Origin of the sequence: Hydrogenophaga sp. ZJX-1, from assembly GCF_048590325.1 — a bacterium.
GTDB lineage: Bacteria > Pseudomonadota > Gammaproteobacteria > Burkholderiales > Burkholderiaceae_C > Hydrogenophaga.
On record NZ_JBMBRA010000006.1, the window covers coordinates 264405 to 280697 of the forward strand.

The 16293-nt window shown below is 69.2% G+C and carries 16 protein-coding genes; 14 read left to right on the forward strand and 2 right to left on the reverse strand.

The window, feature by feature from the left end; all coding sequences use genetic code 11:
* Positions 1–15: 15 nt before the first annotated feature.
* Complete coding sequence (locus tag ACN5W5_RS18195) at positions 16–513, reverse strand: GNAT family N-acetyltransferase (RefSeq protein WP_420049881.1); 498 nt, start codon at positions 511–513, stop codon at positions 16–18.
* 58 nt (positions 514–571) lie between these two features.
* Positions 572–1762 (reverse strand): PLP-dependent aminotransferase family protein, encoded by a 1191-nt coding sequence (locus ACN5W5_RS18200; RefSeq protein WP_420049981.1) that lies wholly within the window; start codon positions 1760–1762, stop codon positions 572–574.
* A gap of 382 nt (positions 1763–2144) precedes the next feature.
* On the opposite strand from ACN5W5_RS18200, the gene ACN5W5_RS18205 reads away from it, so the two are divergent.
* The 14 genes from ACN5W5_RS18205 (at position 2145) to ACN5W5_RS18270 (ending at position 16293) form a co-directional block, all read left to right on the forward strand.
* Positions 2145–3737, forward strand: coding sequence for a phage tail sheath family protein (locus tag ACN5W5_RS18205; protein WP_420049882.1), 1593 nt, complete (start codon positions 2145–2147; stop codon positions 3735–3737).
* Between the two features lie 279 nt (positions 3738–4016).
* Positions 4017–4541: a phage tail protein gene (locus ACN5W5_RS18210; protein WP_420049883.1), complete on the forward strand. Its 525-nt coding sequence runs from the start codon at positions 4017–4019 to the stop codon at positions 4539–4541.
* A gap of 11 nt (positions 4542–4552) precedes the next feature.
* The gene (locus ACN5W5_RS18215) at positions 4553–5260 is read left to right on the forward strand and encodes a hypothetical protein (RefSeq protein ID WP_420049884.1); all 708 of its coding nucleotides are present in this window, start codon (positions 4553–4555) and stop codon (positions 5258–5260) included.
* Positions 5261–5285: 25 nt separating this feature from the next.
* On the forward strand, positions 5286–6044 hold the full coding sequence (locus tag ACN5W5_RS18220; protein WP_420049885.1) for a hypothetical protein: 759 nt from the start codon (positions 5286–5288) through the stop codon (positions 6042–6044).
* Positions 6041–7369, forward strand: coding sequence for a DUF4255 domain-containing protein (locus ACN5W5_RS18225; protein WP_420049886.1), 1329 nt, complete (start codon positions 6041–6043; stop codon positions 7367–7369). Before ACN5W5_RS18220 ends, ACN5W5_RS18225 begins: the two co-directional genes overlap by 4 nt.
* The gene (locus ACN5W5_RS18230) at positions 7366–9291 is read left to right on the forward strand and encodes an ATP-binding protein (protein WP_420049887.1); all 1926 of its coding nucleotides are present in this window, start codon (positions 7366–7368) and stop codon (positions 9289–9291) included. Before ACN5W5_RS18225 ends, ACN5W5_RS18230 begins: the two co-directional genes overlap by 4 nt.
* Positions 9288–9542 (forward strand): hypothetical protein, encoded by a 255-nt coding sequence (locus tag ACN5W5_RS18235; protein WP_420049888.1) that lies wholly within the window; start codon positions 9288–9290, stop codon positions 9540–9542. The genes ACN5W5_RS18230 and ACN5W5_RS18235 overlap by 4 nt, the downstream gene beginning before the upstream one ends.
* Positions 9539–10855, forward strand: coding sequence for a DUF4157 domain-containing protein (locus ACN5W5_RS18240; protein WP_420049889.1), 1317 nt, complete (start codon positions 9539–9541; stop codon positions 10853–10855). Before ACN5W5_RS18235 ends, ACN5W5_RS18240 begins: the two co-directional genes overlap by 4 nt.
* Positions 10852–13227, forward strand: coding sequence for a DUF4157 domain-containing protein (locus tag ACN5W5_RS18245; protein ID WP_420049890.1), 2376 nt, complete (start codon positions 10852–10854; stop codon positions 13225–13227). Before ACN5W5_RS18240 ends, ACN5W5_RS18245 begins: the two co-directional genes overlap by 4 nt.
* Before the next feature lie 7 nt (positions 13228–13234).
* A complete protein-coding gene (locus ACN5W5_RS18250; protein ID WP_210829038.1) occupies positions 13235–13894 on the forward strand; it encodes a hypothetical protein in 660 nt (219 codons plus the stop codon).
* Positions 13894–14256, forward strand: coding sequence for a LysM peptidoglycan-binding domain-containing protein (locus ACN5W5_RS18255; protein ID WP_177133756.1), 363 nt, complete (start codon positions 13894–13896; stop codon positions 14254–14256). The genes ACN5W5_RS18250 and ACN5W5_RS18255 overlap by 1 nt, the downstream gene beginning before the upstream one ends.
* A complete protein-coding gene (locus ACN5W5_RS18260; protein ID WP_420049891.1) occupies positions 14246–15388 on the forward strand; it encodes a hypothetical protein in 1143 nt (380 codons plus the stop codon). Before ACN5W5_RS18255 ends, ACN5W5_RS18260 begins: the two co-directional genes overlap by 11 nt.
* A 61-nt stretch (positions 15389–15449) precedes the next feature.
* Positions 15450–15968: a phage baseplate assembly protein V gene (locus ACN5W5_RS18265; protein WP_420049892.1), complete on the forward strand. Its 519-nt coding sequence runs from the start codon at positions 15450–15452 to the stop codon at positions 15966–15968.
* 4 nt (positions 15969–15972) lie between these two features.
* The gene (locus ACN5W5_RS18270; protein ID WP_420049893.1) at positions 15973–16293 is read left to right on the forward strand and encodes a hypothetical protein; all 321 of its coding nucleotides are present in this window, start codon (positions 15973–15975) and stop codon (positions 16291–16293) included.

Genomic DNA, 16293 nt, shown 5'->3' on the forward strand with positions numbered 1-16293 from the left:
TCCCGTTGCGCAGAATCAGGACGTCGCGCCGAACGCCTCGTGGAAGTGCACCGTGCCTCGCGGCAAGGCATCGGTGAACGGCAGCACCATGAAGTACCCGGGCGGAATGTCCGGGTAGACCAGTTGCGCTTCGTTGCGGAAGCCGAAGCGCCGGTAGTAGCCCGGTTCGCCCACCAGCATGATGCCCGCCGCACCCTGCTCGCGCAGCGCCTGCAGCGCCGCCCGCATCAGCGCCGAACCGATGCCTTTTCCCTGGTGTTCAGGCAACACCGAAATCGGCCCCAGCCCATGCCAGCCCGGCGTGCCGTCGGCAATGACCACCGGCGAGGTCGCCACATGCCCGACCAGTTCGCCACCCTGCTCCGCCACCAGCGACACGCTCAGCGCACCGGCGCGGCGCAGCGCTTTGACGATAGAGGCTTCGGTGTGGGCGGCGTGGGGCGCATTCAGGAAAGCGGCCGTGGTGAGGGCGGCGATGGCGTCGGCATCGGCGGGGGTTTCGGGCCGGATCATGGTGTGAGCCGGTCAGGGTGTTTGGGTTTTGGACGCTGAAGAAGTTGGAGTCAGCAGATCAAACCGCCGCGCCCAACCGCCCCACCCCCTCTTCGATCTTCTCCACCCCCACCGTCGCAAACGAGAGGCGCAGGGTCGCGTGGTCGGGGTTGGAGGCGTAGAACGGTGCGCCGGGCACGAAGGCCACGCCTTTTTCAATCGCGCGTTTGGCCAGCTCGCCGCCGTCGGCCACCTTGCCGCCCGCGCCGGTGAGGCGGGCCCAGACGAACAGGCCGCCCTGGGGTTGCACGAACTCGATGGCCTCGCCCAGTTCACGTCTCAGGGCGTTGCCCATGGTGGTGGCGCGTTCGGCGTAGACGGCGCGCACCTTGGCCAGCGTGGCGGGCATGCGGCCGGCTTTCAGGTACTGCGCGGCGGTGGCCTGGGCGAAAGTGCTGGTGTGTGCATCGCTGAACTGTTTGCACATGGTCGCCTTGGCCAGCAGCTCGGCCGGGCCGACCATCCAGCCCACGCGCAGGCCGGGGCTGAGCACCTTGCTGAGCGAACCACAGTGCACCAGCAGCTCGCGACTGCCGGGCACGCTGGCGCTGAGGGCCAGCAGGCTGGGCGGTGGCGCTTCGCCGAAGTAGAGGTCGCCGTAGGGATCGTCTTCCACGATCAGCGTGTTGTGTTTCACCGCCATCTCCAGCACGCGCTGGCGCCGCTCCAGGCTGAGCATGGCGCCGCTGGGGTTGCCGAAGGTGGGGATGAGGTAGACGAATTTGGGCTTGTGTTCTTCGATCAGCTTTTCCAGCTCGTCGGTCTTCACGCCATTGCCATCCACAGGCGCGCTGATGAGTTGTGCGCCGTAGAGGCGGAAGCACTGGATGGTGGCCAGGAAGGTGGGGCCTTCGACGATGACCTTGTCGCCGGGCGACACCAGCGTCTTGCCCAGCAGGTCCAGCGCCTGCTGGCTGCCGGTGGTGACGATGAGGTCGCTGGCGCTCACGCCCTGATTGCCCTTGCTGGTCATGAACGCGGCGAGCTGTTCGCGCAGCGGGTTGTAACCCTCGGTTGCACCGTATTGCAGGGCGCTACCAGGTTCTTCGGTCAGTGCGGTGTTGACGGCTTCGCGGATGCCGTCCACGTCGAACATGGCGCTGTCGGGGAAGCCTCCGGCGAAGCTGATGATGCCGGGCTTGCCCAGCAGCTTGAAGAGTTCGCGAATGGCGGAGGTTTCGACGTTGTTCAGGCGGTCGGCAAATTGCAGTGGCATGGCGTGTGGCTCATTGGCAAAAATGAAAGCTTGGAAGATAGCAGACGCCGCCGCGGCACCTCCAGAAACGAGGCTGTCCCGTGGGTCCATTTCCGCCGTTTTCGGCGCGCAATTTCTGCTGTCCACCAACGCCTTTTCTTCCTCCGTTTGAGGCATGCCGGTTACCCCGATCTGTGGCGCAATGCGGTCCAGAAGAACCCGCGTTGAGGCCACGAATTTCACCGGTTGGACAAGGGATCGGGCGACACAAAGTGTCACAACATCCGGTCGATGAAGTTCGTAGCCTCTCGAACCTGAAGCACCCAGCTGGCTTCACCAGGCGCCACGAGGCGCACTCCGGGCCCCCAACCAACACAGCCTTCAAGGAGCGTCCACCATGCCTTCAGCCCTCACCTACCCTGGGGTTTACGTCGAAGAGGTTCCCAGTGGTGTACGCACCATCACCGGTGTCGCCACGTCCATCACGGCCTTCATCGGCCGTTCGTCGCGAGGCCCGGTCAACCGGGCGGTGCGCGTACAAAGTTTTACAGAGTACGCGCGCATCTTCGGCGGCCTCTGGCGCGACAGCACCATGAGCTACGCGGTGAACCACTTCTTTCAGCACGGCGGAGCCGACGCGCTGATCGTGCGTGTGTTCAACGGCAACATCGCGACCAACACGGCCACCATCACCCTGCCCGCGGGCGCCGGCAATCTGGTGCTGGAGGCCGCCAGTCCGGGACTGTGGGGCCAGGCCTTGCGGGCCCGGGTCGACCACCTCACCCGCAATCCCGCCGACACGCTGCTCTTCAACCTCACCATCGAAGAGCTCGACCGGGTGGGCGGCAGCCAGGTGGTGGCCGCGGAGAGCTTTCGCAACGTCTCGGTTTCGCCGCTGAGCCCGCGCTTCGTCAACACCGTGCTCAACGAACAGTCGGCGCTGGTGAGGGTGCGCACCTCCGCACCGCAGAACGCCAGCCCGAACGATCCGGCCAACCCGGCCCTGCCCAACGTGGTGGCCGTGGGCGCTGCGAACGCCGATGGCGCGGCGATCACCGACGCCCAGCTCGTGCCCACCAGCGCCACGGCGATCGCCAACCGCGAGGGCATGTACGCGCTGGAGGCGGCCGACCTGTTCAACCTGCTGTGCCTGCCGCCGCTGACGCACGAGGCCGACGTGGCCAGCGCCACCTGGGCCCTGGCTGCCGCCTACTGCCAGGACCGGCGCGCGATGCTGATCATCGACTCGCCCGCCAGCTGGACCGCGAACGCCGCCACCGCCATCAGCACCGCCCAGACCAACGTGAGCGCCCTGCGCACGACGGTGGGCAACGACGATGCGCGCAATGCCGCGGTGTACTTCCCGCGCCTGCGCATGGCCGATCCGCTGAGCGAAAACCGCCTCGCCGAGTTCGCGCCCTGCGGTGCGGTCGCGGGCATCATCGCGCGCACCGATGTGCAGCGTGGCATCTGGAAGGCCCCCGCCGGGCTGGACGCCTCGTTCTCCGGTGTGCAGGGCTTCAGCTACACCATGACCGACGGCCAGAACGGCCTGCTCAACCCGCTGGGGCTGAACTGCCTGCGCAGCTTCCCGGTCACGGGCAACCTGGTGTGGGGCGCACGCACGCTGGCCGGCGCCGACCAGCTCGCCTCCGAGTGGAAATACCTGCCGGTGCGGCGCTTCGCGCTGTTCCTCGAAGAGAGCCTGTACCGCGGCAGCCAGTGGGTGGTGTTCGAACCCAACGACGAACCGCTGTGGGCACAGATCCGGCTCAACGTGGGCGCCTTCATGCAGAACCTGTTCCGCCAGGGCGCCTTCCAGGGCCGCAGCCCACGCGAGGCCTACTTCGTCAAGTGCGACCGCGAGACCACGACGCAGAACGACATCAACCTCGGCATCGTGAACATCCTGGTCGGGTTCGCGCCGCTGAAGCCGGCCGAATTCGTGGTGCTCAAGATCCAGCAGATGGCCGGTCAGGTCGAAGTCTAGGGCCTGTTCACACTGTTTTTCAAAGATGCGTTGCGGATCAAAAAGGCCATGCGCAAGGCGCGAAACGCAGCCGGGGTCGCCCCCCGGCAAGGCTTCGCAACGCCGCGCATGGCCTTTTTGGCCGCAACCCGAAGGGAATGGGTTGAAAACAGCGCCACTCGTTGTTGCACTCCTAGGCCAGACGCCCAGTCTGGCCGTCGTCGCGCGCCTAGATTGGCGCTGTTTTCAACCCATTCGCACTTGGAAAAACAGTGTGAACAGGCCCTAAGGAGAACCGTCATGGCTCAGTTCAGCGTCAATGCACAGCGTTTCGATCCCTACAAGAACTTCAAATTCCGCGTCAAGTGGGACGGCCGCTACGTCGCGGGCATCAGCAAGGTCGGCGCGCTCAAGCGCAGCACCGAGCTGGTCGAGCACCGCGAGGGCGGCGACCCTTCGGTCACTCGCAAATCGCCCGGGCGCACCAAGTTCGAGGCGATCAGCCTGGAGCGCGGCGTGACGCACGACCAGGAGTTCGAGCGCTGGGCCAACAAGGTCTGGAACTTCGGCTCCGGCCTGGGCGCCGAGGTCTCGCTGCAGGACTTCCGCAAGGACCTGATCATCGAGGTCTACAACGAAGCCGGCCAGCTCGTCCTGGCCTACAAGGTGTTCCGTTGCTGGGTCTCGGAATACCAGGCGCTGCCCGATCTGGACGCCAACGCCAACGCGGTGGCCATCCAGTCGATCAAGCTGGAGAACGAGGGCTGGGAGCGTGATTACGACGTCACCGAGCCGACCGAGCCGCGCTTCACCGAACCGGCCTGAGGCCCACCGCCATGCGCACGCTCGACGAAGCCGGGCTGCTCGACCTCTGGGAACGCGGCCAGGACCGCCACCCCATTGACCGGGCCTTGCTGCTCTGCGCCTGGGCGCGGCCCGACGTGGCGCCCGAGCGGTTCGCGCAGTTGCCGCTGGGCGTGGTCAACACCGGGCTGTTGCGCATGCGCGCTGCGCTGTTCGGCGCGCGCGTCGAGGTGCAACTGGACTGCGAACACTGCGGCGAACACCTGGAGCTCGGGCTGGACATCAACCCCTTGCTGGCCGACGCCACGGCACAGGACGAACGCGCGGACATCGAGCTGCAAGGGTTCCGCTTCCGCGTGCCGCACAGCCGCGATCTCGCCGCCCTGGCCCATGAACCCGATGCGCGGGCCGCCGCGCTGCACCTGCTGGAGCGCTGCTGTGTGGCGCGCCCTGACGATCCCGCCGCGCTGGCCGACGTCTTGAGCGAGGCGGAAGAACAGCTCGAAGCCGCCGACCCCCTGGCCGACCTGCGGCTGAGCGTGGCCTGCGAGTCCTGCGGCCAGACGACCCAGGCCTCGCTGGACGCGGGGAGCCTGTTGTGGGACGACGTGCACCACCAAGCCCGGAGCCTGCTCGGCCAGGTGCACAGCCTCGCGCAGGCCTATGGCTGGACCGAAGGCGAGGTGCTCGCGCTCAGCCCGGCCCGGCGCGCCGCGTATCTGGACCTGCTCAGGGTCTGAGGCTCACCACACGACGAGGCAGACCATGACCGGATTCCTGCAACGTCTCGCCCAACGGGCCAATGGCTCGGCCCGCACGGTGCGCGCCGCGTCGGGCGCGCGCTTCGCGCCAGAGCCGCTCGGGCACGAAGCGCCGATGCCGGAGGACGCCCCGGCGATCGGGGGCACCGCGCCGTTTCAGCCCGCAGACACGCCCGCAGGCGCGGGTCCGGGCCATCTTTCCGACCCGGTGTTCGCGCCAGCCGATGCACCGCGCCCGCAGACCGCGCAAGCAGCCCGGCGCGGTCAGATCGCCGCAACGGCATCGGCCCCCGCCCCGCTGCTGGCGCCCGCCGGCGAAGCCGCTGCGGTGCCCTCCCCGGCGCGGTCGGCACGTGCAAAAGCTTCGATGTCCACCCCAGATACACCGGACACGGCGGACGAAGCCCGGGCAGTCCGCCGCGCGAACCCCGCCACCAGCGCACCCGGCACCACGGGGCCGGACGCAATCTCAACAACCACGCCGCCAGCCACAGAGCCCCCGGCCTGGCCTCAGGTCGAGCCGCTGTTGGCGCCCACAATCCGCGTGCGCTGGCCCGCCAGCGCCGAGCAGCCGCCCCTCGCCCACCGGCCCAGCCCAAGCGGTCCGGCCGACACCACCACCGAAGTGCACGTGAGCATTGGGCGCATCGAGGTCACGGCCATCCACGAACCGGCGGCGCCAGCGCAACGCCCGGCGGCACGCCGCAAAGCGCCGGTCTCGCTGGACGAGTACCTGGCCCGGCGCCAAGGGGGCCGATCATGACCACCGCCCTGGGCATCGCCGCGGTCACCGCCACCCTGCGCAGCCTGCTGAGCGAGGGGCTGGTGGAGCACAACCTCAGCGGCGTGCTGGGCAGCACCGCCACCGTCAGCGTGCTGCCACCCGACCGCGTGGTGCCGCAGAACGGCACCGAGGCCTCGCAGCTCAACCTGTTCCTGCACCGCGTCAGCGCCAACACGGGCTGGCGCAACGAAGGCCTGCCCAGCCGCGACGCCTCCGGGCGCAACCGCCTGAGCAACGCCCCGCTCGCGCTGGACCTGCACTACCTGCTCTCGGCCTACAGCGGCGGCGACCTGCACGCCGAGATCCTGCTGGGCTACGCCATGCAGTGGCTGCACGAGTCCCCGCTGCTGACGCGCGGCATGATCCGCCAGGCCCTGACACCCGCCCCCCTGCCCGGCACACCGCTCGAACGCGCGCTGTTCGACGCGGGCCTGGCCGACCAGGTCGAGCTGATCAAGATCACGCCCGAGCACCTCGACACCGAGGAGATGTCCAAGCTCTGGACCGCCACCCAAAGCCATCTGCGCCCGACCGCCGCCTACCGCGCCACGGTGGTGCTGATCGAAGACTCGGAGCCGGTGCGCTCGGCGCTGCCGGTGCTCACCCGCGGCGGGGTGGATCCGTCAAGCGGGCGCGAACGCGGCGTGTCCGTGGAGCCCAGCCTGGAGCCCGCGATCCCGACGCTCGAAGCGGTGTCACCACCCGGCGGGCAGATCGTGGCGCGGCTGGGCGAAACCATCGACCTCACGGGCCACCACCTGGACGGCACCGGGCGCACCGTGCTGCTGGGCAATGACCGCTTCGAAAGCGAACTCAGTCTGCCCGCGCTGGCGGCCGGGGGCGCGGCCCTGGTGCAGTTCAACCTCCCGGTGGCCGACGCCGCGATCTATCCGGTGGGCGTCTACCGCGTCGGCGTGAGCGTGCTGCGCCCGGGCGAGAGCGCCGCACGCAGCAGCAACCGCCTGGCCATGACACTGGCGCCGCAGATCACCGGGCTGCCACTGAACGTGGTGCGCGCGGGCGACGGCAGCGCCAGCTTCACGATCAACTTCCACCCGGCCCTGCGCGCCGGGCAGAGCGTGGTGCTGGTGCTGGGCCAGCAGGAGTACGCGCCACAGGCGTTCACCACGCCCACCACCTCGCTCGACTTCGTGATCGAAGACGCGCCCGTGTCACCGCCGCCCCCGCCGGGCCAGCCCCCCGGCCACCTGGCGCGCCTGCGCATCGACGGCATCGACAGCCCCGTCATCGACCGCGCGGCCGTGCCGCCAACCTTCCTGAACCAGCGCGTGGTGATCACATGAACGCCCGCGCGCCCTCCGACTGGACCACGGCCAACCAGCGCCTGCTGTCGGCCGAGTTCGCGCGCATCAAGGCCCGGCTGCGCGGTGAGGACGAGGCGGTCGCACAGGCCCGGATCACGCAATGCCGGCTCGAACTGGATGAACCGGCGGCCATCGACCAGCTGGCCCAACGCTTGGGCCTTTCGGGCTTCGAGCGCGACACCGTGCTGCTGGCCGCCGGCGTCGAAATGGACAGCGAGATCGGCGCGCTCTGCGCGGGGGCCTCGCCCGGCGGCCAGCGCCGCTGGGCCACCTTCGGTCTGGCCCTGGCCGTGCTGCCCGATCCGCACTGGAGCGCGCTGACCCCGGTGCGACCCCTGCGCCGCTGGCGCCTGGTCGAACCGGCCGACGACGCCTCCCTGGTCAACGCCCGCTTGAAGCTGGACGAGCGGGTGCTGCACCACCTGGCCGGCGCCGGTTTCCTGGACACGCGCTTGCAGGCGCTGATGCAGCCTGTGCAGGCGCCTGCCACGATGGCGCCCCGGCAGCAGACGCTGGCCCAGGCGCTCGCCGCCGCCATCGCCGAGGCGGGCGAGCCCGTTCCGGTGGTGCAGCTCTGGGGCAAGGACAGGCACGGCAAACGCGACATCGCCGCCACCGCCGCCGCACGGCTCGGCCTGCAGCTCTACGCCATGGCCTGCGAAGACCTGCCCGAATCGGCGCAGGAGCTTGAAGCGCTGGCCGTGCTCTGGCAACGCGAAGCAGCACTGCTCGACGCCGCGCTGCTGATCGAATGCGGCGACGCCGCCCCACCCGCACCGGCCCTGCGCCTGGTCGAGCGCATCGGTGGCCTGGCGCTGCTGGGCGTGTCCGAGCCGGCGGAACTCACGCGGCGCGACATCCGCATCGACATTCCCAAGCCCGGGGTGCGCGAGCAGCGGCACCTGTGGGAACAGGCGCTGGGCGGGCGGGCGCCGCGGTACGGCGCCGCGCTCGACGGCGTGGCCTCGGAGTTCCGGCTGAGCGCACGCGACATCCAGCGCATGGGCGCCGAACTGCAGCGCGCGGAAGACCTCGCCACCGACCCCGTGGCCGCCCTGTGGTCCACCTGCCGCAGCCTGGAGGGGCGGCGCATTGCCGGGCTGGCCCAGCGCATCGACCCCGTGGCCCGCTGGGACGACCTGATCCTGCCCGAGCCACAGAAGGCCACCCTGCGCCAGATCGCCGCCCACCTGCGCCACCGGCCCACGGTGTACGAACACTGGGGCTTCGCGGGCAAGGGCGGGCGCGGACTGGGCATCTCGGTGCTGTTCGCCGGCGAGAGCGGCACCGGCAAGACCATGGCGGCCGAGGTGCTGGCCCACGAACTGCACCTGGACCTCTACCGCATCGACCTGTCCGCCGTGGTCAGCAAATACATCGGTGAAACCGAAAAGAACCTGGCCCGCGTGTTTGACGTCGCCGAAGACAGCGGCGTGGTGCTGCTGTTCGACGAGGCCGACGCGCTGTTCGGCAAACGCAGCGAGGTCAAGGACAGCCACGACCGCTACGCCAACATCGAGGTGAGCTACCTGCTGCAGCGCATGGAGGCCTACCGCGGGCTGGCGATCCTCACCACCAACCAGCAAAAGGCGCTGGACACGGCGTTCTCGCGCCGGCTGCGCTTCGTGGTGAACTTCCCGTTCCCGGAGGCCAGCGAGCGCGAAGCCATCTGGCGGCGCGTCTTCCCCGGTGCCACGCCCACCGCAGACCTGGACCACGCCAAGCTCGCCCGGCTGCAGATGGCCGGGGGCAACATCCGCAACATCGCGCTCAACGCCGCCTTCCACGCGGCGCAGGACGCACAACCCGTCGGCATGGCCCACGTGCTGCGCGCCGCGCAGTCCGAAGCCAGCAAACGCGAACGCCCGCTGAGCGATGCCGAAACCCGGGGGTGGTCATGAAGCGCGTCGTGCTGCACATCGACCGGCTGGTGCTGCGTGGCTTCGACCGCGAAGACCAGGCTGGCATCGCCGAAGGGCTGGGCGCGGAGCTCGGCCGGCTGCTGGCCACGCCGCAGGCGGCGCAGGCGCTGTTGGCGCAACGCAGCGTGCCCCTGCTGAAAGTCGCATCCCTGCGCATCGCGCCAGGCGCACGGGCCTCGGCGGTGGGCGAACAGACCGCGCAAGGCATCGTGCGGGGGATCGGTTCATGAGCACGGTGGCGCCCCTGGTGACCAAGGCCGGCAAACCCAGGGTGTCCACCCACACGCCGGTGGCGAGCCCGTGGCTGCAGCGCCAGTGCGCTTGCGGCTGCGGTTCGTCCGCCACCACCCCCGCCAAGGATCGCTGCGAGGACGGTGCCTCGACCGGCTCCCTGCAACGCAAGCTCGCCATCGGCGCCAGCAACGACGCGCTGGAGCAGGAGGCCGAACAGGTCGCCCACCAGGTGCTCGTGGCACCGGGCCGATCCCACGCGGGGGCGGTGGCGCCGCGCATCCAGCGCTCCAGCGGCAGCGCAGCGCAGGGTGCGGCCGCGGCGCCCGCCAGCGTGGACACGGCACTGGCAAGCCCGGGCCGCGCGCTGGAGCCGGCGCTGCGCCAGGACATGGAACAACGCTTCGGCCACGACTTCTCCCGGGTGCGCGTGCACGCGGACGCGGCGGCACAAACCTCGGCCCGGGACGTCAACGCCCTCGCCTACACCGTGGGTCAAGACGTGGTTTTCGACAGCGGCCAGTACGCGCCCGGCACGGCGGCGGGCCGGCACCTGATCGCCCACGAGCTCACCCATGTGGTCCAGCAGACCGGCCTGTCGGGCGAACCGACAGCCGGTTCCGCGCAGACCCTGCACCGCTACCGCCGCAAGGGCAAGGACACGATTGCCTTCGAGGGCGCCGACGAAACCCTGACGGACGCCAAGACCCAGCCCTGGGTGGAACACATCGACATCCAGTTCGACAAAGCCGTGGTGGACGACGGCCACAAGGCCGCGGCCCTTGCGGCCGGCCAGCTGGAACCGCGCATGCCCACCGGCACCTTGAAGGCCAAATACAGCACGGCATCGTCCAGCGTGCCGGCCGACATCGTGATGTCCATCACGGGCGGCTCCACCATGCTGGGCGTCGGGTTGACCGACCGCGTCAAGAATTCCAAAGTCTCGCGGCTGGAAGGCCTGGGCTACACCGACTCCGAAAACGTCCGACTCGGCAACCTGACCGATCCCGTGGCCAAGAAGGGCAAAGGCGCGCGCTACTCGGCCAGCGGCGCCGGGACCATGAACTACGCCATCTTCTTCAAGGGCATCCAGGCGATTCACGAGGGCTTTCTCAACACCGGCTCGCACGCCTGCGTGCACGTCGGCACCCGGTCCCTGATCCGCACCCTGAACCACCACACCCGGATCGGCGTGACCACGGTGTCGGTCAGCTACAGCGGCGCGGTGCTGGACGACCTGTGCTGCCACCGGAAGAAAACCGGCAACACCCGCTGGAACGCCAATCCCTGCGGAGGCACCAAATGCCCATGAGCACGGCCCCCTTGCAAGTTGCTCCGGCCAAGGCGCCGCGCACACCGGTCGCGCGCGGCGTGTTGCAGCGCAAGCTCGCCGTGGGCGCCAGCAGCGACCGGCTGGAGCAGGAGGCGGACCGCGCCGCCGACCAGGCGCTGGCCGCACCACCCCACGCAGCCACCGCACCGGCAGCCCCCCGCCTGCAGCGCGACGCGACCCGCGCCGCCGGCGAAACCACCAGCGCACCCGCGAGCGTGGAGCGCACCCTGACCCGGCCCGGCACGCCGATGGCGCCAGCGCTGCGCCACGGCATGGAGCAGCGCCTGGGCCACGATTTTTCCCGCGTGCGCATCCACACCGACGGCCCGGCCCAGCAATCGGCCCACGACGTGAATGCCCGGGCCTACACCGTGGGCGAACACATCGCCTTCAACGCCGGGCAGTTCGCGCCCGACACGCGCCAGGGGCAGCGGCTGATCGCGCACGAGCTGGCCCACGTGGTGCAGCAAGGCGCTGCGGCGCCCTGGGTGCAGCGGGCGCTGGACATCGAAGACTTCGATGCGGACGGCTTCGATCTCCCCACGCTGCAGACCTACCTGGCCCAACACGGGCCGGGCAAGATCGAAGACAACATGAACAGCGACGACAAGGCCCGGGCCATCGTCGCGCTGTGGCGCAAGGGCACGCTGACCCTCGACGCCGCGCAGAAGATCCTGCTGATCCAGGAGATGCAGTCGGGCTTCACCGGCAACGACGATGAGCGCGCCATCCTCACCCTGCTGCTCAACAGCAGCCCGGCCGACGTTGCCGCCATCTTCGCGCCCAAGGGCGGCATCGACCCGGACAACCTGGACGGCGACTTCCACGGCGCAGAAGAAGACGCCCTGCGCGCCTTTTACGACAAGACTTTCGAAGGCGGTCGCAAGGCCGCGCTCGGCGGATCGCGCGCGCTGCGACCGGCGAAAGCCGATGAACCGGCGGTGGACGCGCCGGCCCAGACCCAGGCCGATGCCGAGGCGCAGGGGCCACCCCGGCAGGACTACGTGTTCATCATGGGTGATGTGAAGAAGGACGCGTTCTACCGCGAGGCCAACCGCTACTTCCGCGCCCACCGGCCACAGGCCACCTTCGTCACCGACAAGCGCAGCCTGGCGGCGGTGCTCGACCACATCGCGGGCGAGATCACCGACCCCATCGGCAACCTGTACCTGGTCTCGCACGCCAACGAAGACGGCACGCTCAGCTTCGCGCTCGATGGCGACGACAAGGACAAGAAACTCAACGTCACCGAGCTGCGCAAGGCCCTGCACCCGGCGTCCGGGGTGTCGGCGCTGACCCGGGTCGGCAAACAGATCGACGCCCACACGGTGGTGCGCATCAAGGGCTGCGACATCGGCCGCACCAAGGAGATGCTCGAACTGCTGGATGAGGCCTTCGGCGGTGCCGGCACCGTCACCGCGCCCACCCACGAGCAGGTCTACGGCACCGACCCCGAACTCGCCCAGCGCGCGGACGCGGCCTTCCGCTCGGAGGTGGAGGCCAAGTACCCCGAGCCCCCACCGGTGGACAAGACGCTCAAGGGCAAAGCGCTCAAGGACGCCAAGGCCGTGCGCACCAAGGCCGTGGCCGAGCGCAAGGCCGCCATCAAGGCCGAACTCAAGGAGCGCGACGACGAGCGCAAACAGAAGGTGCAGGAGGCCCGGACCTACGAGGCGTTCTCGGGGCCGATGTTCCAGCGCCTGGGCGAGCAGCTGTACACGGTGGACGAACTGCTGCCAGAACTCAAGCGCCTGTACGGCCACCTTTCCGAGGCCCGGCACAAGGCGCTGGCCAAGAAACTGGTGGCCAAGGACCCGCGGTCCAACGCGGTGGCTCTGGCCCAGGGCACCTACAAGCAGAAGGGCCAGCGGGTCTACAGCCGCGTCATTCCCCGAACCTTCGTCGAGCCGGCGGACGGCCAGGAGTTTCTGGCTGCGTTCCGTGCAGCGCGCGGCAAGGTACCCAAGGGATTTGTCCCCGGCACCCTGAGTTCAAAGGCTTCCACCGGCGAGGACGGCGAGCCGACGCGCACCTACCGGCTGGACGGCGACCTGCCCAAGGGTGCCACGCAGTACTTCGAGCTGAGTTCAGCCGTGGTGCCCAGCGACGCCGCGTTCGAGCAGACCGCGCGCGCGACGCTGAACAACCCGGACCGCTACCGCTGGGTCACCACCCGCAGCCACAACGCCAAGAAGGGAACGACCACGATCAAGGCCACCGCCACGCGGGTGGTGGCCTACCTGCACCACGAGAGCCTGGACGTGTCCGCGCACGAGCACTTCAACCGCGCCGAGGGCGACAGCGACTTCTTCGCGCAGTCCACCTTCAAACCCCCGCCGCCGCCGAAATGAGTCCCCCATGACCAGCTTCCCCAACTCCCCCAAGGTCCTCAAAGGCGGTCTGGTGCTGATCGACCCCGAGTCGTCGCGGGTGTTGCGCGTCATCTCGCTGCAGTACAACCCGGAAAAACTCACCCGCAGCCTGCAGGTGCAGGCCGCTGGCGGCGAAGCGGCCAACCGCAGCGAGGCGATGCGCTTCAAGGGGCCGGCCATCGAGACCTTCCGGCTCGAAGCCGACATCGACGCGGCCGACCAGCTGGAGTTTCCCGACCAGAACCGCGGCACCGTGGACCACGGCGTGGCGCCGCAACTGGCCGTGCTCGAAGCGCTGGCAAACCCGGGCAGCGCGCAGTTGCTGGAGGTGCACCGACAGGCCGATTCCGGCACGCTGGAGATCGCGCCCATGGAGGCCCCGCTGATGCTCTTCGTCTGGGGCAAGAACCGCATCGTGCCGGTGCGACTGACCGAGTTCTCGATCACCGAAGAGGCCTTCGACCCGGCGCTCAACCCCATCGTCGCCAAGGTCAGCATCGGCCTGCGTGTGCTGTCGGTGGACGACCTGGGCTTCTCCCACAAGGGCGGCAGCCTGTTCATGGCGTATCTGCAGGGCAAGGAGCGGCTCGCCGGCCAGGCGCAGGCGGGCAGCTTCGGCTCTCTGGGCATAGGAGGAATCGGCTGATGGACCCCGTTCAGGCATTCATGCAGGCCCATGCGCTGGCCACCCCGCTGTTCGCGCCCACCAGCCGCTACCACGGCATCGGCTCGGCGCAGACCACCACGCCCGAGGGCACGGTGATCACCTTCGTCAAGCGGCGCTTCGTGCCGCCGCCCGAGCGTTTTTCAACCCTTTCCGAGCACACCGTGGCCAGTGGCGACCGGCTCGACAACCTGGCCGCGCACTATCTCGGCGACCCGCTGCAGTACTGGCGCCTGTGCGACGCCAATGGCGCGATGGACCCGACCGAGCTGACCGCCACCGTGGGCCGCGTGCTGCGCATCACCCTGCCCGAAGGCATTCCGGGAGACAGCGATGCTGGCTAAGGGCATCCAGCTCACCCTGCTGATCGGCCCGGTGATCGCGGTGCCGGCGCCGCGGGTGGTCATGGACGCGCTGGAGAGCGTGGAAGTGCGCAGCTCCGCGGGCAGCGCCAGCGGGTTCACGCTGACCTTCCAGTTCAGCTCCCGCTCCGAGCTCAACACCATCTTCCTGATCGCCGGCGCGCAGAACACCGGGCTGGGCACGCCGCCGCTGCGGGTGATGCTGATCGTCACGCTCAATGGCTCGCCGCAGCCGCTGTTCGACGGCGTCATGACCCATGTGGAGGTGCAGGCCGGCGGCCAGGGTTCGCCCGGCACGGTCACCGTCACCGGCGAAGACCTGACCAAGGTGATGGACACCCAGGACTGGAGCGGCCTGCCGTTTCCGGCCATGCCGATCGAGGCGCGCGTGGCCCTGCTCTGCGCCAAGTACGCACCGTTTGGCCTGATCCCGCTGGTGATCCCGGCGCTGTTCCCCGACGTGCCGATCCCGGTGGACAAGATCCCGGCCCAGCAGGGCACCGATCTGGCCTACATCCGCCTTCTCGCCGAGCAGGTGGGCTACGTGTTCTACATCGAGCCCGGGCCGGCGCCGGGCACCAACATCGCCTACTTCGGCCCCGAGATCAAGATCGGCGTGCCCCAGCCCGCGCTCAACGTGGACATGGACGCGCTGACCAACGTCGAGAACCTGAGCTTCAGCTTCGACCCGACCGCCGGCGTGCTGCCCATCGTGTTCATCCAGAACCAGCTCACCCGCGCGCCCATCCCCATTCCGATCCCCAACCTGAACCCGCTGCAGCCGCCGCTGGGCGTGCTGTCCACGCCGCTGTCGAACCTGACCATGCTCAAGGACACGGCCCGCATGAACCCGATGCAGGCGATCTCGCGCGGCCTGGCCGAGGCCAAGAAGTCGCAGGACTCGGTGACCGCCAGCGGCGAGCTCGACGTGTTGCGCTACGGCCGCCCGCTCAAGTCGCGTGCCCTGGTCGGGGTGCGTGGCGTGGGCCTGGCCTACGACGGCCTGTACTACGTCTCCAGCGTCAAGAGCACGCTCAAGCGCGGCGAGTTCAAGCAGAGCTTCGACCTCAGCCGGAACGGCCTGATCTCCATCACACCGAGGATCCCCGTATGAGCACCGCAGGGCCGTTCCCAAGGTGCTCAGCCCCGCAGTGCGCAGCACGGAGGGTAGTCGAATGAGCAATGGTGCGCAGAAGTTCTACGGCAAATACCGCGGCATGGTGATCTCCAACGTCGACCCCATGCAGCAGGGCCGGCTGATGGTGCAGGTGCCCGACGTGGGCGGCCTGATCCCCGGCACCTGGGCCATGCCCTGCGTGCCGATCGCGGGCATACAGAACGGCATGTTCGCCCTGCCCATCCCCGGCTCGGGCGTCTGGGTCGAGTTCGAGCAGGGCGACCCGGACTTTCCCATCTGGGTCGGCGGCTTCTGGGGCAGCGCGGCCGAAGTGCCCGCGCTGGCCCTGCTCACGCCCCCGGCCGTGCCAGCGATCACGCTGCAGACGCCGCTGCAGAACGGTCTGACCATTTCCGACGTGCCCGGCCCCACCGGCGGCATCATGATCAAGAGCACCACCGGCGCGATGCTCATCGTCAACGACACCGGCATCTACATCCAGAACGGCAAGGGTGCGGCCATCACCCTGGTGGGCCCGGTGGTGACCATCAACAACGGCGCCCTCACGGTGACCTGACGCCATGCCCGGCCCCCTGCTCCACGTCGGCGCCACCGTGCTCTGTGCCCACGGCGGCACCGCCACGCCCACGGCGCCCAACCCGCGCGTGCTGGTCAGCGGCCAGCCCACGGTGGTGATGAGCGCGCCCTACGCCATCGCGGGCTGCCCGTTCAACGTCTCGGGCAGCCCGGTGCCCTGCGTCACCGGGCAATGGGTGATGGCTGCGCTGCGCGTGCAGTCCAGTGGCCAGCCCCTGGTGCTGATGGACAGCCAGGCGGTGTGCGTGCCCAACGGCACACCGCTGATGCCGGTGGCCGCGCAAACCCGCGTGATCGGGAGCTGA